Genomic DNA, 22,196 nt, shown 5'->3' with positions numbered 1-22,196 from the left:
GTTGATAGGCTGAAGGCTGTTAGGCTGAAGGTCGGGGGGAGGGGCGGGGGGAAGGCATGGCGAAAGCAGGGGAGGAGGCCGCCCGAGGAATGGGGGTGCTGGGAGTGAAGGGAGCGAAGGGAGTGAAGGGAGCGATGGGTGAGATGGGAGTGCTGGGAGTGAAGGGAGTGAAGGGAGTGATGGGAGCGATGGGAGTAATGGGAATTATGGGAGTGATGGGAGTAATGGGAATCATGAGAGTTAGTGGAATTGTGAGCATTGTGCATGGCTTGAACCTTCACCCTTTGCACCTGGCGGCTCGACAGACACCTTGCGGCCCAAGCACCCGCCCCGTGATCTTCGATCTTACCCCAACCACTTTCACTCCAACCACCTTCACCTCTGCGCTTTCACCCTAACAGCCTTCAGCCTTCAGCCTATCCCCTCCACCCACTCCCGCAGGGCGTCCTTCCAGTGCGGCATGGGGGGGCGGTTCTGCAGGCGAAGGACCATCTTGTCCAGCCGGGAGTTGGCGGGTCGGGGAGCCGGGCGCGGGAACTCGGCCGTGGTGCAGGGATCCGGCAACGGCCCCAGGCCCAGCAGCCGGAACACCTCCACCGTGAACGCGTGCCAGGTGGCCTCCCCCTCGCAGGTGCCGTGGACGACACCCTCCGTCGGCCGCTCGATCAGGTCGGCCACGAGCCGCGCCAGGGCGAAGGTGGTCGTGGGGTTGCCCCGCTGGTCATCCACCACCCGCAGGGGTGGCGCGTCGGGGCCCCGGCGGCGTGCCAGGCCGACCAGGGTGGCGGGGAAGTTGACCCCCGTGGTGCCGTAGAGCCAGGCCGTCCGCACCACCGTCGTCCGGCGGCAGAGCCGCAGCGCCTCCCGCTCGCCGGCCAGCTTGGACGCGCCGTAGACCGTCCGGGGACACGGCTCGTCGAACTCGTGGTAGGGCCGGTCCAGGGCCCCGTCGAAGACGTAGTCCGTGGAGATCGCGATCAGCCGGGCCCCCGCCGCCTCGGTCGCCGCGGCCACGTGGCGCGTCCCCAGGGCGTTGACGGCGAAGGCGGCGTCCACCTCCGTTTCGGCGTCGTCCACCCGGGTCCATGCGGCGGCGTGGACGACGACGTCGGGCTCGGCCTTCCCCACGGCCGCCGACACGGCGTCGGCGTCCCGCAGGTCGGTTTCGGCCTCCAGGAAGGGGACGATGGCGTACCGCCCGGCGAAGAGCCGGGTGAAGTCGCGGCCGAACTGCCCATCGGCCCCGGTGAGGAGGACGCGTTTCACAGGTGGATCGCCTTGTCGTGGGCGGCGTGGGCCGCCTCCATCACCGCCTCGGAGACGGTGGGGTGCGGGTGGACGGCCTGGGCCAGCTCCTCGGCGGTGCACTCGAGGTTAAGGGCGAGGACCATTCCGCCGACCAGTTCGGTGGACACGGCGCCGATCATGTGCACGCCCAGGATCTCCCCGGTGGAGGCGTCCGACACGATTTTCACGAACCCGTCGGTCATGTCCTCGATCTTGGCCTTCCCCACGCCCATGAAGGGGAACCTGCCCACCTTCACCGCGTAGCCCATTTCCTTGGCCTTGGCCTCGGTCATGCCGACCGAGCCCACCTGGGGCGCGGAGTAGGTGCAGGCGGGAATGCTCTTGTAGCTCATGGGGCGGACGGGCCGGCCGGCCAGGTGGGCGGCCGCGGTGATCCCCTCGGCGGACGCCACGTGGGCGAGCTGGGGGGTGGGGATCACGTCCCCGATGGCGTAGATGTGGGGGACGTAGGTCCGGCAGTAGTTGTCCACCCGGATGTAGCCGCGCTCCGTGGCGAGGCCGGCCTTGTCCAGGTCGAGCCCCTCGGTGAAGGGGGCGCGTCCCACCGCCAGGAGCACCTTGTCGAAGTCCGCCTCGGCGGTTTCGCCCGTGGCGCTCCGGATGTGGAGGCGGGCGCCGTTTTCCAGGGTGTCCAGCCGGTCCACGGCGGAGTTCAGCCGGTACTTGATCCTCCGCCGCTTGAACACTTTCTCCAGTTCGACGGACACCTCCTCGTCCTCGAGGGGGAGAAGGTGCGGGAGCATCTCCACCACCGTGACCTCGCTCCCGAGGGCGGCGTAGATGGAGGCGAACTCCACGCCCACCGCACCGGCGCCGATGACGGCGAGGCGTTTCGGGGGCGCGTCCAGGGAGAGCATCTCCGTGGAGGAGAGCACGGGCCCGCCGAAGCGGATGTGGGGCAGTTCCTTGGCCACGGACCCCGTGGCGACGACGATGTTCTTCGCGTGCAGCAGCTCCTCGCCGCCCTCGGGAGACCCCACCTTCACGGTGTGGGGGTCTGTAAAGGCGGCGGTACCGCGAAAGGTCGTCACGGCGTTCTTGCGGAGCAGGGACCCGATCCCGCGGGTCAGGCCGCCGACGATGCGCTCCTTGCGCTTCATCAGGGCGCCCATGTCGAAGCGGTACGACCCCTTCTCCACGACGATGCCGTGCTCGCCGAGACGTTCAATGTGTTCCCAGAGCTCGCTGCTGTGGACCATGACCTTGGTGGGGATGCACCCCACGTTGAGGCAGGTGCCGCCGAAGGTCGGGGCCTTCTCCGCGAGGGCGGTCTTCAGGCCGAGCTGTGCGGCCTTGATGGCGGCCACGTAACCGCCGGGCCCGCCGCCGATGACGATGACGTCGAATTCGTTCATGGGAGCCTCCGTGAGGGGTTGACGGTCCGCCGCGGGTCCGGCGGCGGGAGGGGCATTGTAGCAGAAACTCCGGCGGGCGGCATGGATTTTTCCGCCGGGTGAGGATACAATGAGATGACGAACCACGGATGAACACGGATTCACACGGATGGATAGGGAGGAGGTCATCATGAAAAGGCAATGTGCGAGCCTGCTGATCGCTTTGACGGCAACGGTCTGCAGCCTGCTCCCGGCGGCGGGGCCGGACCGGTGGGACGCGGCGGAACCCGTGTTGTCCGAGGTGGCCCGGGCGACCCTCTTCAAGAACGGCATGGTCTGGGAAGCGCGGGAGACGGAGGTCCCCGGTCCGGGGACCTACGAGATCCGCGACCTTCCCGCGGCGGTGCACGGGACCTTCTGGCTCGAACCGGTCACCGAGGGGCTCCGCGTCGAGAAGGTCACGGCCCGTGAATCCCGCCGGAAAAGCCCCCAGGCGGTCCGCCGGATGGCGGAGCTGCTCCAGGCCAACACCGGGCGGCGGGTGGAACTGCAGGTCCGCGGCGAGGGGTGGATCGCCGGGACGCTACTCCCCGGCGAAGCACCCCGGCCGGCGTCCCCCGGCCCCCCTTCGGTCCCGGCGCCCCCCCGGCGCCCCGCCCTGCCGCCGCGCACCCTGGCCGCGGCGGACGGGAACGAGGCGTCGGCCCCGACAGCCCCGGAATTCGCCGTCTTCCGGACCGACAAGGGCGACCAGGCCTGCCGCGTGGAGGAGGTGACGGGGCTGCGGTGCCCGGCGGGGGAGATCGTCACCACGGTGCCGGGCTGGGAAACCGGCCGGGCCCTTCGCTTCGAGGTGACCGCCGGAAAGGGGAAGGTTCGGGTGCACCTGTTGACCCGGGGGATCTCCTGGGCGCCCAGTTACCGGGTGGAGACCCTTCCCGGGGACCAGGCCCGGGTGCGGTGCCGCGCCACGGTCCTCAACGACGCCGAGGACCTCTGGGGCGCCGAACTGCTGTTCATCGCGGGTTTCCCGAATGTCCGCTACGGCGCTTCCACCGACCCCCTCTCGTCAAACCAGACCCTGGACGCTTTCCTCGCCTCGCTTTCGGCCGGTGAAACCGGGGGGCGCCGCGCCGCGCCGGTCATGGCCCAGCAGATGATGAACGCGCCCGCCTTCTTCAACGAGCCGCCCGAAACCATCGAACCTGCCGCCGGGACCCTCCGCGAGGACCTTTTCCTCTACCCGCCGGTCCGGCTGGATCTGCGGAAGGGCGATCGGGGGGACGTCCCCCTGATCGATGCCACCGTGCCCTGCCGGGACGTCTACCTGTGGGAAATGACGGACGCCGGGGGGGACGGAGCCGCCTTCAAGTCGTCCCCGGATTTCGACGGCCCGTCGGGGCGGGCGGAGGAGGTCTGGCACGCCCTCCGCCTGACCAACACGGGAAAGGTCCCCTGGACCACCGCACCCGCCCTGACGGTCCAGGGGGACGACCTGCTGGGCCAGGACCTGCTGCGCTACACGCCCCCGGGGGCCCCGACGCTCCTGCGGGTGGCGCGATCCCTGGACGTCCTCGCCCGGCGCGAGGAGAAGGAGGTGGAACGCCAGCGGAACGCCCCCACCGAGTACCGGGGGGAGTGGGACCTGGTGACGGTGAAGGGAGAGCTCACCGTGATGAACGGGAAGGGGAAACCCGTCGCGGTGATGGTGCGGAAGCGGTTGGAGGGCGAGGTGATCGACACGGCGCCCAAGGCGTCCGTGGAAACCCCGAGCACGGGGCTGAAGGAGGTCAACCCGGTGCAGATGCTGACCTGGGAACTTCCGGTCAACGCCGGCCAGGTCGTGACGCTCTCGTACCGCTACCGCGTCCGGGTCCGCCGGTAAGCCTGGGCGGAGTCGAGGCCTTCCGTCTTCACGGCACAAATTTCACCCCGGGGGCGGGGTGAGGGTGCGAGGGGCGCCGGCGCAGAGGAGGGCGGCCGCGGGGAGGGCCCCGAGGATGGCGACGAGGGCCCACAATGTCGATGCCGTCCCGAGGACCGGGATCAGCACCATCCCCGTGAGCCCGGCGCCCAGGAGGGCCCCCAGGTAGTCCAGAAACCCGACCCGTGCGGCGGTCCCGGCCGGGCCCGTCCCGGTCCGCTCCACTAGGGCGCACGCCAGGGGGAAGTACCCGCCCGTGGCCGCGCCGGCCGCCACTGACTGCAGGGCGATCCAGAGGACCCCGAGCGGGAGGGCCCGGCCGAGGGTCCACAACAGGGAGAGGGCCACGGCCGTGGCGACGAGGGGAAGGACCCCGAAGGCCCACGCCTCCTCGGAGATCCGGCCGCGTCCCCCCGCCCGGGAGAACCACCAGCTCCCCGCGAAGAGCCCGCCCATGAAGAAGGCCGTCATCAGGCCCAGCCACGCGTAGAGGCTCCCCTCGGTGACCTGGAACTGGTAGAGGAGGAGGATCTCCAGGCCCATGCCCGCGAAGCCGAAGGATGCCATGCCTGCCAGGGCGGCGGTGCCGAGGCGCCAGGGGCGTGGTCGCCGGCGGTGGCGCAGCCGGGCCCAGGCCGCTGGCGCCAGGACGAAGACCGCGAGGGCGAGGGCCGCGAAAGTGCCGAGGGAGAGGGATTCCACGCGGTCCAGCAGGCCGCGGACACCGGAATCGGTGGCGATGTCCCACAGTTTGAGGTTCCGGAAGAAGAGAACGGGCTCGCGGCAGGTGTTCACGTCCTGGCCGGGAAGCTCGCGGAGGGTGCGGTTGATCCAGGCGGTCCGCCCGGGCTCCAGCGGGATCTGGAAGTGGTAGGGCGTGAAGGTGTCGGTGTAGCCCATCCCCCGGGCGGTGTAGCGGGCGGCGAGGACCTCCGGGTCGAGGGTGGTCGTGCCCGGCGTCCGCGCCGCGAAGAAGAGGAGCCGCGTTCCCGGCAGGGCCGCCACCTCCGGGAAGACGGCGCGCAGGGTCCGGTAGAGGGTGCCCAGGGTCCTCCCGACGTCGGTGCCGAGGTAGTTCTCGTCCCCCTGGAAGCCGAGCCCCACGACGCCCCCCCCGGTGAGACGGTCGCGGCAGAGGGTGAAGAATTCCCGGGTGTAGAAACGATTGGACGCCGCCGTCACGGGCGGGGGCGGGTGGAGCATGATGACGTCGAAGGGCTCGGGAGCGTCGCGGAGCAGTGTCCCGGCGTCGGCTTGGGCCAGCCGCACCCGGGGGTCCCCCAGTTTCGCGGCGCTCGCCGGGTCCAGGAATCGCCGGACCATCTCCAGGTAGGCGGGGTCGGTGAACACCAGCGTCACCCGGCGGACACCCGGGTAGGCCAGTACATGCTGCAGCTCGCCCTCCGCCCCCTGGCCGACCAGGAGCACGGAGCGGGGGTCCCGGGCCTGGTTCATGAAGAGGTTGGCGGCCATGGCCTCCTCCAGCGGGTCAGGGAAGACGGCCGAGACCACCCCGTTGAAGAAGAGCGTGTACTGTCCGTCCCGTTCCCCCAGGGTGACGCGCTGGTAACGCGAGTCCCCATCGGCGAGGCGGCGGAAGCCGGGCGCGACGGACTCCCAGCGCTCGCGGGCGGAATCCTCCTCCCACGCCCCGGGAAGCCCCAGGCCCGTCACCGCCAGCCCGGCGGCGGCGACCAGCGCGAAGACCGGCAGCGCGGCCCGTTCACGGCGCAGGCCGGCCGACGCGAGCAGGAACAGGGCACCGGCGAGGAAGCACCCCCAAAGGATCGGGACGGACCCGAGGTGTCCCGCCAGGGCGAAGGTGAAAAGGACGCCGCCCGCCAGGCAGCCCGCGGCGTCCATGCCGTAGACCCAGCCCGCGGGGTTGACCCGGAGGGAGGGGCGGCGGGCGGCGGACGCGGCGGCGGCCAGGAGCGGGAAGAGGGCCCCGGCCAGGAACGCGTAGGGGGCGATGTCCAGGAACAGACGGCCCATCGCCGGGAGCATGCCGGGCATCTGGCCCGCCTCGATGCCGACCCGGACGCGCAGGCGCCGCAGGGAGAGGGTCTGGAGGATGCCCGCGAGCGGCAGGAGGAGCACCAGGAGCCGGGCCAGGCCGAGGGCGCGGGGCGGGCCCCAGGGGACCAGGCCCGCCGCCAGCGCCCCGAGGCCGATGCCCGCGAACCAGCACAGGAAGAACCAGGCCACCGTGACCTCGCTCCCGCCCATGACGGCCAGGCCCTCCCGGACGAAGAGGACCTGCCCGATGACCGCGAAGGCCCCCGTCAGGAGCGACAGGCCGAGGATCTCGGCGGAACCGGGTTGAGGGCCACCCTTCAGGGGGCTCACCCGGCACCCCGGCGGCGGCGGCGTTCCCCGCCTTTTTGATAATGTTCACACGAAATTGTTGGTGGTTTCATCGTTCGATGTTACCCTACGCCTTTATCGGGGGCGGTGAGGGCATCTTACCACCTCTCGCGGCGAAAGAACACCGGATCTGGAGGAGACATCCATGAAGCCCGCAACCGTGATCGCCGTCCTGGCCGCGTTTTTCCTCGCCCTGTCGGCGGGCGCCTGCTCCAAGGACAAGAAAGCCTCCGTGATCGCCTGCCTGAAAGAAATGGACGCCTTCTTCCGTTCGGACCAGGTCAAGGCCCTCTACGCGAACGGGGTGCCGGACATGGACGGGATCGCCGTCAAGGTGGAAACCATCGTCGACAAGCACTTCCGGGACGTGGGTGACTTCGAGTCCCACCTGCAGCAGCTGGCCAACGACCCGGAGGTGAAGAAGGCCCGGGAGGCGGTTTTCCTTGCCATGGTGCAGGCCGACCGGAAATACGGCCTGCGCACCCAGCCGCCCGCGGCGCCGGCCGTCAGCGGGAGCGCATCCCCCGCGGAGATGACCGGGACCGCCAACCCGGCCGAGGTGACCGGCCCCGCCTCCCCGAAGGCCCCGGTTGCCCCGCCCCGGTAAGGGTCTCCCCCCGATTGCCGGGAGGGGGTATCGCGCCTCCCCCCTCGATCCGTGACGCGACCGCGAAAAAAATTGAAGAAAACTTGTTGCAGATCTGTTTTCCCGGTGCTAAAATTCCGCTTTCTCGCGGGAGCCCGGTTGATTTCACCGTCTCTTTAAGAGAAAACCTATTGAACTTAAACCATTTTAGGAGGATTCCATGAAGTTCAGAACCGTGATCGCCATCCTGGCCGCCCTTTGCCTGCTTCTGGTCGCCGGCGCTTGCGCCAAGGACAAGAAGGCCACCATGCTTGCCTGCATCAAGGAAATGACCGATTTCTGGAAGTCCGATGCCGTCAAGGACATGTTCGTGAACGGCCAGCCCGACCAGGCCAAGCTCGAGGCCAAGATGGAAGAGATCGCCAAGAAGCACTACAAGGACAAGGGCGAGTTCGAAACCGGCTCCAAGGAACTGGAAGCTGATCCCGAGATCAAGAAAGCCGGTGAGGACATGATGGCTGCCATGATGGAAGCCATGAAGAAGTACGGCTCCATGCCCGCCATGCCCACCGAGATGCCGACCGAGACCCCGGCTGTGACCGAGGCCACCACCCCGGAACCGCCGCCTGCCCAGTAAGGATTTCGGACACTCTGTAAAAAGGAGAGCCTCGCGGCTCTCCTTTTTTTTGTGCTTTCCCCCTTGGCTGCATCCCCGGCGATCCGTTTTTCTTAGCGAGCTTTGCGCTTTGGCGGGATCAAGGTCCGGACCGGCTCTCGCCAAGGCGCAAAGCTCGCCAGGGAAGACGGCATGGGCCGCAAATCATGCTCCTGGCCGACGGTTCACGAGATCGACCCCACGATCTTGCGCGATTGGTCAAGACTATCCTGAAAAGGCGCCAGGCTTTTTCCGGGACGTCGCCCGGTAACAGGGGCCGCGGAAGGCAACCGGGATCGACAACAGGTTGGCGAAAACGCAGCCGCCGAAGCGCCTAGCGCCCCACCCTCACCCTGCAGAGCGTCAGCACGAAGACGTCCGTCACCCCGGCATCCCGGAGGACCTTCACGCACTCCTCCACGGTGGCGCCCGTGGTGTGGACGTCGTCCACCAGCAGGACGGACCCGGGCGGCCGCCGGCCGTCACGTGCCGCGTAAGCCCCGGAGATGTTCGCCCGGCGCGCCTCCGGCCCGGTGAGGGACTGGGGCGGGGTCGGCCGTCTTTTCTTCAGAAGGGCCCGGTAGGGTAAGCCGGAGAGGCGGGCGAGGCGGCGCGCCAGCAGAACGGACTGGTCGAAACCCCGCTCTCGTCTCCGGGAGGGGTGCAGGGGGACGGCGGTGACGACGTCGGGCGCCCAGTCCCCGGCGACCCCGGACAGGCAGCGGGCCAGCAGGCCGGCCAGGGGGAGGTGCAGGCGGGCCTTGCGCTCGAACTTGAAGTGGTGGACGAGGTCCCGGGCCGCCCCCTCGTAGACCGCCCAGGAACGGGCGCCCGCGTAGGGCGGGGGCGTCTCGCGGCAAACGGGGCAGAGGGCCGGCGGGGGGCCGGCGGGGCGGATCTCCAGGGGGTACCCGCACCGGTTGCAGCAGGCGGAGGGGGAGATGGCGGGGATCGCGTCCAGGCAGAGACGACACACGCCGGCTTCCCGGCGTGTCTCGAGGATGGATTGGCAGAGGACGCAACGGTCGGGCCAGAGAACGGAGGCGATCGAATCCAGGATCGCGAGGGCTGCGGAAGAGAGCGTTCCCATGGCTGACCGGCGTCGCGGCAGGCCTATTCCCGGAGAGACCCCTTCTCCTTCCTCTCCTGGCACTTGACGCAGTAGCGCGCCCAGGGGACGATCTCCAGCCGCTTCGGCTCGACGCTGACGCCACAGAACTGGCAGCGCCCGTAGCGGCCGCGGTCGATGCGGGCGATGGCGTCGTTGATGAGCCGGAGAGTATGCCGGTCGGCGTTGCTCTTGTTGAAGAGGAACTCCTTGTTGTAGGCGCTGGAGGCGATGTCCGCCAGGTCGCTCGGCTCGTCGTTGACTTCGCGCCCCGAAGACTCGGACCGCTGAACGCTATCCATCAGTTCGGCCCGCTTGTCCATGAGGAGCTTCATGAACTTGTCCAACTCCTTTTTCTTCAGCGGCATTTCTTCTCCTTTACTTGTGATACGCAATGCGGTTCAGGATCGTGAAACCCCGGAAAATCTGCTCCAGCAGCAGGACCAGTGCCATCTCGTGCGGGAAGGTCATGGGCGAGAGCGAGAGCACCAGGTCGGCGCGCTGCCGGACCTCCCCTGAAACCCCCAGGAACCCCCCGATCAGGAACGCCGTCTGACGGCCCGACCCGCCTGCCCGCTCGTCCAGGACCCTGCTGAAGGCTTCTGAGCTCATCGAGCGGCCCTCCCGGTCCAGGAGGACACAGAAAGCGCCCTTCTCCAGGGCCTCCAGGAAGTGCCGGCCTTCTTCCTCGAGAATGGCCCGACCACTGCGGTTCTCGTCCCGGTGACGGGACTCCCGGAGCGCCCGGTGCCGGCAGGGTGCGAAACGGGCGATCCGGCCCAGGTAATCCTCCGCCAGGGAGGCCAGGTGCGCATTTTTCATCCTGCCGATGGTCAGGACGTCGATCATGGGCCGGTGACCGCCCCCGCGAAAGATGGGACAATATAATCATTCGACCCCCGGGTGTCAATGAGTTTTCCAAAGTTTGTTTCAAAGTAGGGGCGGGGGTGCCGGGGGACAGCCCCGGGCCGCGGAGCCGGGGCCCGGGGGTGAGTCGGCCGCCGAATGCCGCGGGAGGCGGTGCTAATCCCCCTTGCTTTTCCGGAGGGTGTTGTCCAGTGAGTAGCGGCCGGGGCCGGTGAAGAAGAGGGCCACGAAGCCGGCGAGGTAGACGAAGGCCAGCTCGCCGTTTCCTTCCCCCTTGAGCACCCCGCCGTGGACCGAGAAGAACGCCACGGACATGGTGACGACCAGGGGGACGGCCACCGCGCGGGTCAGGAGACCGAGTGCGAGGAAGGCCGCGCAGAGGACTTCCGCGAACACCGCCAGGGAAAGGCTCACGAACGGGCCGACTCCGAGCGGGTCGGGGAAGGCGAAGTTGCCCGACTGCAGCTTGAGGAGTTTGCCGGACCCGTGCAGGGCCAGCATCCCGAAGCCCAGCCAGATCCTCAGGACCAAAAGCCCCGCGTCCTCCAGCCGGGGGAATCGCCTGGCGCCGCACCAGGCCCAGATCGACTTCGCCTTTTTCATGGGGTCCTCCGTGGGGGGATTTCGGGGCCCGTCACTGTGAACGGGCGTTCTCAGTTTATCTCACCGCCGGCCCGGAGTGCAACCGCCCGCGATGTCCTCCCCGTCTGTTTTTTCGCTGAAGGTCCCGGTTTGCGGCTTGGCGCCAGGCCTGACACTCTCCCCGTTTTTCAGGAGGCGCCATGGGTTCGATCAGCGGAGAACGCTTCGGGGTGGCGGGGCCGAAGGTCATCCACGCGGCTTTCGACGACGAGGTGATCGTGGGGAATCTGGAACGCGGCGATTGACGAGGGTGCGGCGATGAACGCCCCGACCACCGTGTTCAGGAAAAAGGGGCCCACCCCGATCCAGATGCTCTGGCCGGGCGTCCGGGGGATCTCGTGGACCACGTAACCCGACGGGTTGGCCTGGAACCGGCGATAGACATCGTCCCGCTCCCTGAACAGGCCGTTGTAGTGGAGGGCCATGGCCAGGGCTTCCTGGGCCTCGCCGGCCTCGGGGTCCAGCGCCAGGGCCTTGCGGGCGATCGAGAGCGCTTCCGGGTCCCGGTGCCGCTTCAGCTCGATCCGGACCATGGCGGCATAGGCGTCGATGGCTTCCGCGTCCATGTCCAGGACCTTGCGGCACAGGTCGAGTGCGTTTTCGTAGTCCTTCCTTTCCCGCCGTGCCGCCGCCAGGAGCAGCAGACCCTCCCGGTGATCCGGGTTGGCCGTCAGGACGTCGGACAGACACCACTCCGCGTCCTCGTAGTCGGCGGCGTCGAAATCCAGGCTGGCGAGGGCCGATGTCGCCAGGACGTCATAGGGGTGGCCCGAGACGTAGACCCTCAGTGCCGAGCGGATGGTTGCGCGGTCGTCCTTCTCGTGGTCCTTGGCGAATTTCTCGAAATCGGGATGCGGGGTGGTCAGGGCCGTCAGTCTCGTGGAGACCCTGTTGACCTCGCCGACCAGGGCGGAGTTTTCCTCCTTTCGGCCCCCGATCTTTTCGATGATGGCCGATGCCTCCTCGAAACGCCCCGCCCGGAAGAGCGAGATGTACTGCCGGGCCAGGATCTCGGTGCAGTCGGGGAAATGCTCGGCCGCGACGCCGTATTCGCGGGACGCCGTCCGGAAGCGCTTCTGTTTCTCCGCGCTCTGCCCCCGCTCGAAGGCGATGTTGGCCTTCACCACCGAGGGCAGCTGCACCAGCGAGTAGGCCAGCAGGAGGAGGGTGAGAAGGCAGAAACCCTTGACCCACAAGGGGAAGGGACGCATGGAGAGGTCGCGGCGGCAGGACCGGCACAGCGAGGCGGTGTACCCGGGTTCCGGCCCGGAACCGCAGACCGAGCAAGGGTTCACACCGGTTTCTACAATGTTCTGGGGCATGAGGGAACCTCCGCCAACGGTGAAAAAGTCAGGACGATGTTTCCGTGGTCCCGTGGAGCCAGAGTTCCGACTCGCTGAGGTCGACCGTGTCACTCCAGGCGACGCCGTAACCCGCGGCGTCCTCGCGGACCTGCCGGAAGAAGGCCTCGTCCCTCAGCGGGGAGAACGGTGCCTCGTCAAGAAGCGGCGTGCAGTCGTAGATGCGGCGCTCCTCCGTGACGAAGGTAATGAGAAGCCGTTTGCCGGGGAGCGGAGTCACCGATTTGACCTTGGGGCAGGTACTCATTTACCGCTCACTCCAATCCCGGAAGTTGCCGGAACTGCTGCGTGGTCCACATGTCCAGGAGATCCTTCTGATAACGCGAAGCCCATTCCCGGACCAGTTTTTCGGCCCGCGGGGGGAGGTCGCCTTCCATCATCTCGAGGGACTGAAGATCGAATACTCCGTTGTATTCCCCGTAGATGGCATGGAAATGGGCGATCCCATGCTCCTTGAAGTACATCTTTATCAATATCCCGTAGAAACGCGAAATGACCGGCATTTCATCTCCTTCGGTTTCCAGGCCCTGTTTCTTCAGATCTTGGTGTCTTGGGCCTTGAAAGTATTATACACCGGAGATCGAATCCCAGGCGCGTGTCATCGCCCGGATGGGACGGGGCTGGGGGGCCGGCGTCCCGCGAAAAGGCCCATGACGGCGGCCGATCCGGCGAGGAGGGGGGCGAGGAGGTCGGGGGTCGGTCCGAGGCCGTCCCCGCCGAGCCCCTTGACAAGCCACAGGGCGAGGAGGACCAGGGCGAGCAGGGCCAGGAGCACCCCGCCGATGCGGGTCGCCTTCCGGGAGCGGCGAATGGCGGCAAAACCGGTGACGATGGCGCCGACGAGGGCGACGCCGGCCGCCAGACCAACCTGGAACGTCTGGGCGGGAGGGGCGTAGGGGCCGGTCCGGGGATAAGCCTGTTTCAGGACGAAGCCCGCCGCGAAGGTGACCAGGCACGCCAGGGACACGGCGAAGCCCGCCACCGGGGCGAAGCGGGTCAGCCATCGACAAGGTTCTGTCGGTGTCGCGTTCATTTGCCCAACCTGTCAGACTCGTCCGACTTGTCCGACATGTCCGACATGTCCGACTTGTCCGGAATCAAAACCGAGGCTCAGCCTTCCAGCCTACAGCCTTCTGCCTTCCCTCACGGCGCCTCGTTCGGCTTGATGACCACCCGCACCTGGCCGGTCAGAAGGTCTTCCAGTTCCTCGGCATCGAAGGCGCTGCCCGCCAGGTCGTAATGCATGGGGATGACGACGTCGGCCGGGAGGGCTCTCGCGGCATCCGCCGCCTTGGCCGGGGTCATCACCTGGGGGGCGCCCCCCACGGGCAGCAGGGCCACCGAGGGCTGCAACCCCAGCATCTCGGGGACGAAGTCGGTGTCGCCGGCGTGGTAGAGGCTGTAGGCCCCCAGCTGCAGGCGGTACCCCACGAAGCCCAGGGCCTTGTAGTGGGTCCCGCCGGCGCCGGGCTGGTTGTAGGCGGCCACGGTCCGGAAGGGGATCCCCGCCGCCTCGTAGACCCCGTCGGGCGTCACCGCCCTGAGATTGGGGAACTGGGAGAGGTAACCCAGGCCCGCGGTGGGCGTCACGATGACGGTGCCGGCCTTCACGATCTTCGCCAGGTCCGCCACGACGAGGTGGTCGGGGTGGGGGTGGGTGAGGAAAATCACGTCGGCTTTCCGGGACACCAGGAGGGGAAGGTTGATGGGGTCGAAGTAGAGGGTCTTCCCCTCGTACATCACCCAGAACCCCGCGTGGTAGATCTTGTGGATGGTCCCCAGGAAGGTGTCGAGGCCGGGGTCGGGCGCCCGGACGCCCGTCCGGAAGGCGGGGGTGAAGAGGAGCCGGCTGACGCCGTATCCCGAGATGTTGATCCCCGCCAGGTTGGCGGTGGGGCAGGAGACGATCACCCGCTCGATCTCCTGGAAGGTGTGGCCGGGGAAGAGATACTCCAGCATCATGGCCAGGCGGGAGCGGGCGCCCAGCGGCACCGTGTTGGCGGCGACCACCGCCCCGTTCTTCACCGCCGTCAGGCTCAGGGTGATGTCGCTGTCGGAGGGGTTGTAGACGGCCAGCCCCATCCACTGGACCCGCCCCGCCACGTAGCCCGGGTAGTTGTAGGTCAGCTGGGTGGCGGCGCTGCCGGTGAGCAGGAACTCGGCGGTCCCCTTCTCCGTCTTGTGGGTAAAGCTCTGGCGGACGAAGGTGAAGCCGCCGCCGGCGTCCACGGTGCCGCAGTCGGGCATGTCCGCGGACGAGGAGGCGTTGAGGTCCAGCACCACCGTCCGGCCGCCGTTGACCGTCACCGGGAGCTGGCGCAGGAGTGCCCCGGAGCGGTAGAGACGGACGCTGGCCTGGACCTGGACGGTCCCCGTGTTGTCGAAGACCAGACGGTTGGCCAAGGCGTTCGGGTCGTCGCCCATGTGGGACATGTAAAGCAGCCCGCCGGGGGCGGCGCTCTGGGCGCGGGTGAAGAGGAGCCGCTCCGTGTTGAAGCCGGAGATGTTGAGGCCGCAGAGGGGTTGGCTGGAGCTGGCCTTGATGCGGGCCACCTGCCGGAAGTCCACGCCGGTGACCACGGCGTCGATGAAGCGGACGAAGGTGTTGCGTCGGCCGATGACGTGGGTGCCCGAGCCCAGCAGGACCCCGTTGGCGTCGTAGGCCTCGAAGGTGGCCGTGGCGTCGGTGTCGTCGGGGTTGAAGGCCGCGAGGCCCATCCAGCTCAGGTTGGCGGCGTCGTAGTTGGGCAGGAGGTAGTGGAGGGTGGTGTGGGTGGCGCCGTCCACCTCGAACTCGGCGATGCCGTTCTCGGAGCTGACGAAGGCCTCCTTCACCACCACCCGGCTGCCGCTGTAGACCACGTGGGCGCAGGTCCCCGCCAGAAGCGGGACACTGGCCTGCCGCCCGGCGGGCACGGTCAGGGCCTGGGAGGACACCGTCGCCCCGTTCTCGTAAAGTTCGATCATGGCCTTGCAGGGCTGATCGCCGCCGTTGTCGATGACGAGGGTGGTCTGCCAGCCGTAGTTGGGGGCCACGTGGGGCATCCACGCCTCCAGCTTTTCGGCGAACTCGTAGGTGACCAGCCTCCCGCTCGCGCCGTCGGCCAGGTAGACGATCCCGCTCTCCACCGCCACGTCCCGGGCGTCGTAGGTCTCGTTGGCGTCCACCAGGAAGGGCGCCGAGGGGGTGGAGATGTCGATCACCTTCACCCCGGCCGTCCCGTCGGCCACGTAAGCGTAGCGGTCGTCCGCGAAGACCCGGTGGGCCTGCCCCGACGTGTCCAGGGACCCGATGACGGTCATGGCGGCCGGGTTCGTGACGTCCACGATCTTGAGGCCCACCTCCCCGATGGCCAGGAAGGCCCGGTTGCCCAGGACGAAGACCCCTTCCACGTCGTCGACGGTCTCCCAGTGGCCGGCGACGGTGGGGCTGGCCGGGTTGGTCATGTTGAGGGCATACAGGCCGTCGTGGTTCACCACGTAGAGGTAGGCCCCGCCCCAGCAGGCGTGGTTGAGGGTCCCCAGGGCCGTGTAGGTGCCGATGATGCCGGGGGCGGCGGGGTTGGAGACGTCCAGCGCCTTCATGCCGTTGCCGTCGTCGGTGAGGACGGCGGTGCCCCCGCTGGCCGTCACGGTGTCGCACGCCCAGGCCGGGACGGGGGTCTGCCCTGTCAGTGAAGGGGCGGCGGGGTTGGTCACGTTCAGGCAGAGGAACTCGGTGATGGTGTTTCCGGCGGTCAGGACGTAAGCCGTGTTCCCCGCCACATGGACCCCGCGCATGTAGTCCAGGTCCTGGGGGATGATGGCATTGTGCTTCTCGTAGCGCGCCAGCTGGACCAGGGCGGCCGGGTCGGCGGCGTCCATGATCCGCAGGCCCCCGCTGTCGTGGGCCCAGTAGACCTTGCCCCCGGAGAGGAAGAGGTCGTGGGACTGCCCCGAGAAGTTCCACCCCCCGAGGGCCGACGGGGCCGCCGGGTTGGACACGCTGTAGATCTGGAGCCCGTGGGTGGTGTCGGCGACGTAGGCCTTGCCGCCCGCCACCCAGACCCGGCGGGCGGTCCCCGGCGTGGCGGCGCCGCCGATCTTGTGAAAGGTCGACGGGTTCGACGCGTCGAAGACCGAGAGGTCGTCGTCGGCCAGGTAGACGGTGGTCCCCTCCACGAAGACGCCCTTGGGGTTCCCGTCGATCTGGATCTCGTGGTAGACCTCGGTGGGGGCGTAGGGGTTGGATACGTTGAGGATCAGGTACTCGTTGGGGTCGGCGAGGTAGGCCAGTCCGCCCGCCACCCAGACGCCGGAGGTTTCCCCGTCCGTCAGGAGGGCGGAGGCCTGGACGGGGTTGGCGGGGTTCGAGACGTCGATGATGCGGAAGCCCTGGGGCTGCACCACGTAGGCGTACGAGCCCGCCACGAAGACGTCCAGGAGTTCGCTCCCGGTCTCGAACCACGCCTTCCGGACGGGGGAGAGCGGGTTGCTGATGTCCACCACGTGGAGACCCCACGCCGCCACGTAGGCGTACTGGCCCGAGACGAAGACGTCCCGTGCATCCCAGATGTCGCCCAGGCTCGACATCACCTGGGGGTGGAGCGGGTCGAGGATGTTGACGATGCGCAGCCCCCCCTCGTCCTCGGCCAGGTAGGCGTAGTTGCCGCTGATGCAGAGCCCGTGGGTGGGGTTGCGGGTCGACACGCCGGCCACCTTGACGGGCGCGGCGGGGCTGGAGACGTCGAGGATGTCCATCCCCGCGCCCAGGGCGGCGCAGTAGGCGTAGTTTCCGACGACCTGCACGTCCTGGTAAGGGCCGGTCCCCCACTCCCCGAGCTTGGAGAGGCGGGGGCCGCCCTGGGCGGCGGCGGCGGCGCAGAAGGCCGGGATCAGGACCAGCGCGGCGACGAGGCGAGGGAACGGCATGGCGGGCCTCCGTTGAGGTGAACTCCCCTCATTCTAAGGCGGTAGGGGCGTATTCACAAAGCTTTTTTCCCGTTCCGGTGACCGCCGGCACGATTCGCGGCTTCTACGACCCCGGCGCGGAGATCCCCCGCCACCTCTTCCGGAAAAGACGTTCCCCGGGGCCTTCCGATTACACCCCCCGGAAAAATGATGAGCCCGCAAGCAGTCTGTTCTGCCCGCGAATCACGCGAATGAACGCGAATCAGAAATCAAAAACCAATAGATTTTATTCGTGTTATGAATTCGTGCCCATTCGTTGTATTTGCGGGAAATCTTCCTTTCGCGCCTTATTACAAAATTATTAAAAATGATGCCCTCGCAAAAAGTCCTGGTTGTGATCTCACAGAGGCACAGAGGCACGGAGAAGAATCGTAAGGATTGTTGATTCTATTAAATACGATTTGCATTTCTCCGTGCCTCCGTGCCTCTGTGAGAGAAAAGGACTTTTTGCGAACGCATCAAAAATAGCGGGCAACCGACGCTCCTTTCGTTGCGGATTGTCAGAGGGCCAGGCCGGCAAGGTAATCGCCGACGGGGTGTACACGGATCTCTCCGTCGCGGAGTTCCCGGGTTTGATGCTCGGAAAGCAACAGGGCCGGAACCCCCGGGAATCGTGCGGAGAACCAGCGGAGTTGGCGGGAGGGCTCCCGGGAACTCCGCTTGACCTCCATCAGGGCCTCGAGCCGGTTCTCTCGCGCCAGGGCGAAGTCGACCTCCCGGCCTTCCCGCGTCTTCAGGTAATGAAGGGAGACCGCGCTGCCGGTGGTGTCGTGCAAATGAGGAGAGGCTTTGAGCAGGCAGACCGCGACGAGGTTTTCGAGCCGGACCCCCTCGTTCCCCCGGACCAGGCCGGTGTCGTCGAAGTAGAGCTTGGGTTCCCGCAGGAGCGACCGTCATCTTGTGAATTTCATCGAAGACGACGAGATCGGCATCGGGACGCCAGAGACCCCGCTGGATGACCCGGCGGTCTTCCGGGACGTCATGATTCAGGTAAACCGGTTTCCGGAAAGCGCCCATGAGTTCCTTGGCCAGGTGTGTCTTGCCCACCTGGCGCGGACCGGTGAGGAACACCCTTTTTTCCTTCAGATCGCTGAGGATGATCTCGTACTGTAGTCGTTTCATGGTGGCGATCTCTCAATGCTTTGAGAAAAAATCAAGACTTTTTGTCAAAGCCTTGAGATTTTGTCAGGCACGGATGGGTCCCGGGAAGGGCCTCGAACACGGGAACAAGCGATCGTTCACCATCGAAGGACTTCGCGGTCCGCTTCGAATTCCGTTCGTGTTTTTCGTGGGGTTCGTGGTTTAATTCCGTCATCCCGTTTCGGGGTGAAAGCGGATGCCGTCGGTCCTGCTCATCAACCCGCCCGTGGCCAAGCCGTGTGAACCGCCGGCGGGGCTGGTGCGTCTCGCCGGGTTCCTCGCGTCGAGCGGTGTCCCCGTCACCGTGTGGGATGCCGGCCTGGAGGGAGTGCTTCACGCCTTGGCCACGGCGCCTGCCGGGAGCGACACCTGGACCCGGCGGGCGGCGCGCAGCCGGGAACGCCACCTCGCCCTGCTGCGCTCCCCCGACGGCTGCCGGAACCGCGCGCGGTACGCCCGGGCCGTGGCCGACCTGGAGCATCTGGCCGGCCGGGCGGGTGAGGGGAGCGGCTTCACCCCGGGCCTCGCCGACTGCACCCACGCGGAGCTTTCCCCGGCCCGTTCCCGGGACCTCATCCGCGTGGCCGAGAACCCCGGCCTTTTCCCGTTGGCTCCCTTCCTGCGCCGGCGGCTGAGCGAACTGCTGGACACCCACTCCCCGGAGTTGGCGGGGGTCTCCCTGACCTACCGCAACCAGGCCTTCGGGGCCTTCGCCCTCCTCGGCCTCCTAAGCCGGGAGTGCCCGCGGCTGCCGGTGCTGGTGGGCGGGGGGCTCGTGACGTCCTGGTCGGCGCGGCAGCCCCTGGACCGCCTCTTTGCGGGCCTTGCCGAGCGCTTCGTGGCCGGCCCCGGAGAGCCGGCCCTGGCGTCCCGCCTGGGGCTGACGCCGGGTCACGGACCGGGGGTCTCCGACCCGTCCGGGTTCCCGATGGACCGGTACCTCGCGCCGGGGACGGTGGTCCCCTACGGCCCGTCGTCGGGCTGCTGGTGGGGCCGGTGCCGCTTCTGCCCCGAGACCGCCGAGGGGAACCACCATCACGCCCTGCCGGCCCGCAAGGTTGTGGCGGACCTGCAGGCCCTGGCGACCCGCTGGCGGCCGTCCCTCTTTCACCTGGCGGACAACGCCCTCTCGCCCGCCCTCCTGGAGGCCCTGGCCACGGACCCGCCCGGCGCACCCTGGTACGGCTTCGCCCGGTTCACCGAGGCCCTGGCGGAGCCGGGCTTCGCGGCCGCCCTGGCGGAATCCGGGTGCGTAATGCTCCAGCTCGGCCTGGAGTCGGGGGACCCGGGCGTGCTGGAGGCCATGGGGAAGGGGATCGGTCTCGAGACCGCCTCCCGGGTGCTGAGGACCCTTCACGGGGCCGGCATCGCCACCTACGTCTACCTCCTGTTCGGGACCCCTTGGGAATCCCTCGCAGAGGCCCGGCGCACCCTGGATTTCACGGCCGCCCACGCCGGGACCGTCGGCTTCCTGAACCTGGCCCTCTTCAACCTGCCCCTCGGCTCACCCGACACGGCCGCCCTCGGCCTCCGGCCCTTCTCCGAGGGCGACCTCTCCCTCTACGCCGACTTCGACCACCCCCGGGGCTTCGGCCGGGCGGCGGTGCGGCGCTTCCTCGACCGGGAGTTCCGGGCCCACCCGGCCGTGCGTCCGATTCTCGCGCGAACGCCGCCGGTCTTCACCTCCAACCACGCGCCGTTTTTCGCCATGGCGGACGCGAAGGCACAGGGGAGAGCCTGAAAGGACCAAGAGACCAAAACGACCCAGAGGACCCAAAGGACAACCCGCCCGGGAATGTCCCGAAAAACCGCCCATTCCCCACCTTCCATGATTTCTTGAATCTCCCATGCCTCCCATGCCTCCCATGCCTCCCATGCCTCCCATGCCTCCCATGCCTCCCATGCCTCCCATGCCTCCCATGCCTCCCATACCTCCCATACCTCCCATACCTCCCATAATTCCCATAATTCCCATAATTCCCATAATTCCCATTCTCCCCTCCCCCCAGCGGCGCGACGGCCCCGCGAAAACCCGACGCGGCCCTGGGGTTTTACCGACCGACCCCGCCATCGACGCAGGGCTCGAGCCCCGCGTGGTCTGCCTGAACCGCGGCGCCCCGCCTGGCCCCGGTGGACGGCGTGGGGAACCCCCGGTTCGCCCTCGTCTGGACGTATCTCGCGGCCCCGGTGGCGGGAGACCTCAAACCCGTTGACATTTTCGCGCACCGGTTGGATAATCCGGCCGTAACGGGGGCCAACCTTGAGATTTTCAGCCATTCCCGTGTTTTGCCTTTGGAAGGTGTGACGCGTGCCTCGGCCGCGGGCGCCGTAACCGCCGTCGCGATCCGGCTGAGCCCGAAACCGCATTGAAGAGGTGTTCATCATGATCCATCGCAACCGGTCCGCAAGCCTTCGGGTCCTGTTTTTCAGCCTGGTCCTGCTGACGGCCGCCCTTTCCGTGGCCGTTCCCGCCGCCGGAGGCCCGGGAATGCCCGATCCCAAGGAGGCCCCGAGTTTTCTGGAGGATGCCCGGGCGGCCCGAGCCGGTCAGGCCGGGGTGCTCCTTGAACGGTTGTCCGTGGAACCGGACCCCAATGTCCGCCGGCACTACTTGGCGGACCTGGCGGTGGTGCCGGTGGAGGAGTCGTCGAACGCGGCCCGGGGCGTGGCGGACCTTTTCCGGGGCGAGCACGACGAGGCCGTGCGGCGGGAGATGGTGGCCACCGTGATGACCCTGTGGGAGCACGGGGGGCTGCCGGAGCCGGACCGGGAACGCTGCCTGGATCTCGCCGCCGCGGCGATGGCCGCGGACCCGTCCTGGGGCGTCCGGCTCGAGGCCTGCGTCCGCCTCGCCCGCGCCGGGATGGTGGACCTGACCGTCCCGCGGCGCGTGATCGAGGACGGGGCCCCGGTCGACGACGCGGCCCTCGATGCCCTCGCCGCCGTCCTGCACATGGTGCGGACACCGGACGCGACGGCGCTGCTGGAGAGGATGGCCCGCCTGCGGGCCCGGCCGGCGACGGCGGTCCGGGCCCTTTGGTATTTGGCTCAGGCAGGGTCTGTTTCGCCGGACCGCTACCTGGGCGCGCTTCGCGGGACCCTCGGCGCCGGTCCTCTCGACCCGCGCTGGGTCTCCCGGGCAGTGCTGTCGCTCCAGGCGTTCCCGCAGCGGTTCCCGGACTGGGCGGCGGAAGCCTTCGCCCTGCGGCGCGACCTGCGGTCCCGACTCGCCGACCACAGCCCGGAAGCCATCCTGATGGACCGCTTCGCCGAAGCCATGGAAGGGCGGGAAACGACGCTCGCCGCCTACGACCGTAACGCGGCGTACACGTACGCCTCCACCTGGTGGAACGGCTGCAACCACGACTGCGGCTCCGCCTACTCCGACTGCACGCCCTGGTCCTACTGGGGCGGGGAGTGCTGCGGCTACCCCAGCCAGGGCGGCGACTGCGCCAACTTCGTCTCCCAGTGCCTCCTGGCCGGCGGGCACCCCGACCTGAGCGGCGGGACGCCCTGCCGGGGCTACCCGTGCGGCCGGGAGGAGATCGGCGCCAAGAACCTGGGGGACTGCCTGGTCCAGAAAGGCTGGACCCGCACCTGCGGCTACCTGCAGGCGCCGCCCGCCAACATCGCCGTGGGAGACGTCATCGTCTACCACTCCGGCTCGTGCACCGACTACTCGGCCCATGCCACCTTCGTGATGTACGTGAGCGGCACCGACGTTCGCATCGCCTGCCACTCCTCCTGCCAGTGGAACGTGAGCTACACCTACCTGTCCGGTTCCAAGCCCTACTACGAGTGGCTCCACTGCAACCTCTCCCCGGCGCCCGACCCGGTGACGCGGATCGCGGCGAAGGGGACGGGGGCGGGGTCGTTCCAGGTGAAGCACAACGACAACGAGGGGGTGACGTACAAGCTGAAGTACTCGGTGAACGCGGACCTGAGCGGGGCGAC

Annotated in this window: 21 protein-coding genes; 7 read left to right on the top strand and 14 right to left on the bottom strand. The window is 68.1% G+C overall.

Translation table 11 applies throughout. The features are described 5' to 3' along the window. Positions 1 to 56: 56 nt before the first annotated feature. Positions 57 to 398, top strand: a complete 342-nt coding sequence (locus KA419_14995) for a hypothetical protein (GenBank protein ID MBP7867242.1) — start codon at positions 57 to 59, stop codon at positions 396 to 398. Between the two features lie 13 nt (positions 399 to 411). Here the strand turns inward: KA419_14995 and rfbD are convergent, their stop codons facing one another. Continuing rightward, complete coding sequence (rfbD, locus tag KA419_14990) at positions 412 to 1,266, bottom strand: dTDP-4-dehydrorhamnose reductase (GenBank protein ID MBP7867241.1); 855 nt, start codon at positions 1,264 to 1,266, stop codon at positions 412 to 414. Beyond that, positions 1,263 to 2,663: a dihydrolipoyl dehydrogenase gene (lpdA, locus tag KA419_14985; GenBank protein ID MBP7867240.1), complete on the bottom strand. Its 1,401-nt coding sequence runs from the start codon at positions 2,661 to 2,663 to the stop codon at positions 1,263 to 1,265. Before lpdA ends, rfbD begins: the two co-directional genes overlap by 4 nt. Before the next feature lie 169 nt (positions 2,664 to 2,832). On the opposite strand from lpdA, the gene KA419_14980 reads away from it, so the two are divergent. Further along, positions 2,833 to 4,527: a hypothetical protein gene (locus tag KA419_14980; protein ID MBP7867239.1), complete on the top strand. Its 1,695-nt coding sequence runs from the start codon at positions 2,833 to 2,835 to the stop codon at positions 4,525 to 4,527. A gap of 42 nt (positions 4,528 to 4,569) precedes the next feature. On the opposite strand, the gene KA419_14975 is transcribed toward KA419_14980, so the two are convergent. Further along, a complete protein-coding gene (locus KA419_14975) occupies positions 4,570 to 6,915 on the bottom strand; it encodes a hypothetical protein (protein MBP7867238.1) in 2,346 nt (781 codons plus the stop codon). 163 nt (positions 6,916 to 7,078) lie between these two features. Between KA419_14975 and KA419_14970 the strand changes: the two genes are divergently transcribed. Both KA419_14970 and KA419_14965 read left to right on the top strand, forming a co-directional pair. After that, entirely contained in the window at positions 7,079 to 7,540 is a 462-nt protein-coding gene (locus KA419_14970) for a hypothetical protein (GenBank protein MBP7867237.1), read from the top strand. A 199-nt stretch (positions 7,541 to 7,739) separates the two neighbouring features. After that, positions 7,740 to 8,156: a hypothetical protein gene (locus KA419_14965; protein MBP7867236.1), complete on the top strand. Its 417-nt coding sequence runs from the start codon at positions 7,740 to 7,742 to the stop codon at positions 8,154 to 8,156. Positions 8,157 to 8,508: 352 nt separating this feature from the next. Here KA419_14965 and KA419_14960 read toward each other — a convergent pair whose 3' ends face one another. The 10 genes from KA419_14960 to KA419_14915 form a co-directional block, all read right to left on the bottom strand. After that, on the bottom strand, positions 8,509 to 9,264 hold the full coding sequence (locus KA419_14960) for a ComF family protein (GenBank protein MBP7867235.1): 756 nt from the start codon (positions 9,262 to 9,264) through the stop codon (positions 8,509 to 8,511). 23 nt (positions 9,265 to 9,287) lie between these two features. Continuing rightward, the gene (locus KA419_14955) at positions 9,288 to 9,650 is read right to left on the bottom strand and encodes a TraR/DksA family transcriptional regulator (GenBank protein ID MBP7867234.1); all 363 of its coding nucleotides are present in this window, start codon (positions 9,648 to 9,650) and stop codon (positions 9,288 to 9,290) included. Between the two features lie 10 nt (positions 9,651 to 9,660). Beyond that, positions 9,661 to 10,131: a 23S rRNA (pseudouridine(1915)-N(3))-methyltransferase RlmH gene (locus tag KA419_14950; protein MBP7867233.1), complete on the bottom strand. Its 471-nt coding sequence runs from the start codon at positions 10,129 to 10,131 to the stop codon at positions 9,661 to 9,663. A gap of 174 nt (positions 10,132 to 10,305) precedes the next feature. Further along, complete coding sequence (locus KA419_14945) at positions 10,306 to 10,752, bottom strand: DoxX family protein (protein MBP7867232.1); 447 nt, start codon at positions 10,750 to 10,752, stop codon at positions 10,306 to 10,308. Between the two features lie 167 nt (positions 10,753 to 10,919). Then, positions 10,920 to 12,113 (bottom strand): tetratricopeptide repeat protein, encoded by a 1,194-nt coding sequence (locus tag KA419_14940; protein ID MBP7867231.1) that lies wholly within the window; start codon positions 12,111 to 12,113, stop codon positions 10,920 to 10,922. 28 nt (positions 12,114 to 12,141) lie between these two features. Then, the gene (locus KA419_14935) at positions 12,142 to 12,399 is read right to left on the bottom strand and encodes a DUF2442 domain-containing protein (GenBank protein ID MBP7867230.1); all 258 of its coding nucleotides are present in this window, start codon (positions 12,397 to 12,399) and stop codon (positions 12,142 to 12,144) included. A 7-nt stretch (positions 12,400 to 12,406) separates the two neighbouring features. Continuing rightward, entirely contained in the window at positions 12,407 to 12,655 is a 249-nt protein-coding gene (locus KA419_14930) for a DUF4160 domain-containing protein (protein MBP7867229.1), read from the bottom strand. Between the two features lie 95 nt (positions 12,656 to 12,750). Continuing rightward, positions 12,751 to 13,185, bottom strand: a complete 435-nt coding sequence (locus KA419_14925) for a hypothetical protein (protein ID MBP7867228.1) — start codon at positions 13,183 to 13,185, stop codon at positions 12,751 to 12,753. Between the two features lie 110 nt (positions 13,186 to 13,295). Further along, positions 13,296 to 17,063, bottom strand: a complete 3,768-nt coding sequence (locus KA419_14920) for an MBL fold metallo-hydrolase (protein ID MBP7867227.1) — start codon at positions 17,061 to 17,063, stop codon at positions 13,296 to 13,298. A 539-nt stretch (positions 17,064 to 17,602) separates the two neighbouring features. Then, complete coding sequence (locus KA419_14915) at positions 17,603 to 17,986, bottom strand: DUF4143 domain-containing protein (GenBank protein ID MBP7867226.1); 384 nt, start codon at positions 17,984 to 17,986, stop codon at positions 17,603 to 17,605. 16 nt (positions 17,987 to 18,002) lie between these two features. On the opposite strand from KA419_14915, the gene KA419_14910 reads away from it, so the two are divergent. Together KA419_14910 and KA419_14905 are read left to right on the top strand one after the other, a co-directional pair. Continuing rightward, on the top strand, positions 18,003 to 18,215 hold the full coding sequence (locus KA419_14910; GenBank protein ID MBP7867225.1) for a hypothetical protein: 213 nt from the start codon (positions 18,003 to 18,005) through the stop codon (positions 18,213 to 18,215). 223 nt (positions 18,216 to 18,438) lie between these two features. Beyond that, positions 18,439 to 19,983: a radical SAM protein gene (locus tag KA419_14905; GenBank protein ID MBP7867224.1), complete on the top strand. Its 1,545-nt coding sequence runs from the start codon at positions 18,439 to 18,441 to the stop codon at positions 19,981 to 19,983. On the opposite strand, the gene KA419_14900 is transcribed toward KA419_14905, so the two are convergent. Then, positions 19,922 to 20,251 (bottom strand): hypothetical protein, encoded by a 330-nt coding sequence (locus tag KA419_14900; protein MBP7867223.1) that lies wholly within the window; start codon positions 20,249 to 20,251, stop codon positions 19,922 to 19,924. The two genes, KA419_14905 and KA419_14900, sit on opposite strands and share 62 nt — an antisense overlap. Positions 20,252 to 20,625: 374 nt before the next feature. On the opposite strand from KA419_14900, the gene KA419_14895 reads away from it, so the two are divergent. Next, on the top strand, positions 20,626 to 22,196 hold a 1,571-nt coding region (locus tag KA419_14895; protein ID MBP7867222.1), incomplete at its 3' end, for an amidase domain-containing protein.

It is taken from the genome of Acidobacteriota bacterium, assembly GCA_018001935.1.
GTDB lineage: Bacteria > Acidobacteriota > JAAYUB01 > JAAYUB01 > JAAYUB01 > JAGNHB01.
The sequence above is the reverse complement of the archived record's forward strand: the minus strand, read 5'-3'. Positions and strand labels throughout refer to the sequence as shown.

Coding starts and splice junctions, on each gene's coding strand:
- KA419_14970 (MBP7867237.1), top strand. CDS start 7,079: ATGAAGCCCGCAACCGTGATCGCCGTCCTGGCCGCGTTTTTCCTCGCC.
- lpdA (MBP7867240.1), bottom strand. CDS start 2,663: ATGAACGAATTCGACGTCATCGTCATCGGCGGCGGGCCCGGCGGTTAC.
- KA419_14950 (MBP7867233.1), bottom strand. CDS start 10,131: ATGATCGACGTCCTGACCATCGGCAGGATGAAAAATGCGCACCTGGCC.
- KA419_14995 (MBP7867242.1), top strand. CDS start 57: ATGGCGAAAGCAGGGGAGGAGGCCGCCCGAGGAATGGGGGTGCTGGGA.
- KA419_14965 (MBP7867236.1), top strand. CDS start 7,740: ATGAAGTTCAGAACCGTGATCGCCATCCTGGCCGCCCTTTGCCTGCTT.
- KA419_14920 (MBP7867227.1), bottom strand. CDS start 17,063: ATGCCGTTCCCTCGCCTCGTCGCCGCGCTGGTCCTGATCCCGGCCTTC.
- KA419_14945 (MBP7867232.1), bottom strand. CDS start 10,752: ATGAAAAAGGCGAAGTCGATCTGGGCCTGGTGCGGCGCCAGGCGATTC.
- KA419_14960 (MBP7867235.1), bottom strand. CDS start 9,264: ATGGGAACGCTCTCTTCCGCAGCCCTCGCGATCCTGGATTCGATCGCC.
- KA419_14925 (MBP7867228.1), bottom strand. CDS start 13,185: ATGAACGCGACACCGACAGAACCTTGTCGATGGCTGACCCGCTTCGCC.
- KA419_14935 (MBP7867230.1), bottom strand. CDS start 12,399: ATGAGTACCTGCCCCAAGGTCAAATCGGTGACTCCGCTCCCCGGCAAA.
- KA419_14930 (MBP7867229.1), bottom strand. CDS start 12,655: ATGCCGGTCATTTCGCGTTTCTACGGGATATTGATAAAGATGTACTTC.
- KA419_14905 (MBP7867224.1), top strand. CDS start 18,439: ATGCCGTCGGTCCTGCTCATCAACCCGCCCGTGGCCAAGCCGTGTGAA.
- KA419_14980 (MBP7867239.1), top strand. CDS start 2,833: ATGAAAAGGCAATGTGCGAGCCTGCTGATCGCTTTGACGGCAACGGTC.
- KA419_14955 (MBP7867234.1), bottom strand. CDS start 9,650: ATGCCGCTGAAGAAAAAGGAGTTGGACAAGTTCATGAAGCTCCTCATG.
- KA419_14940 (MBP7867231.1), bottom strand. CDS start 12,113: ATGCCCCAGAACATTGTAGAAACCGGTGTGAACCCTTGCTCGGTCTGC.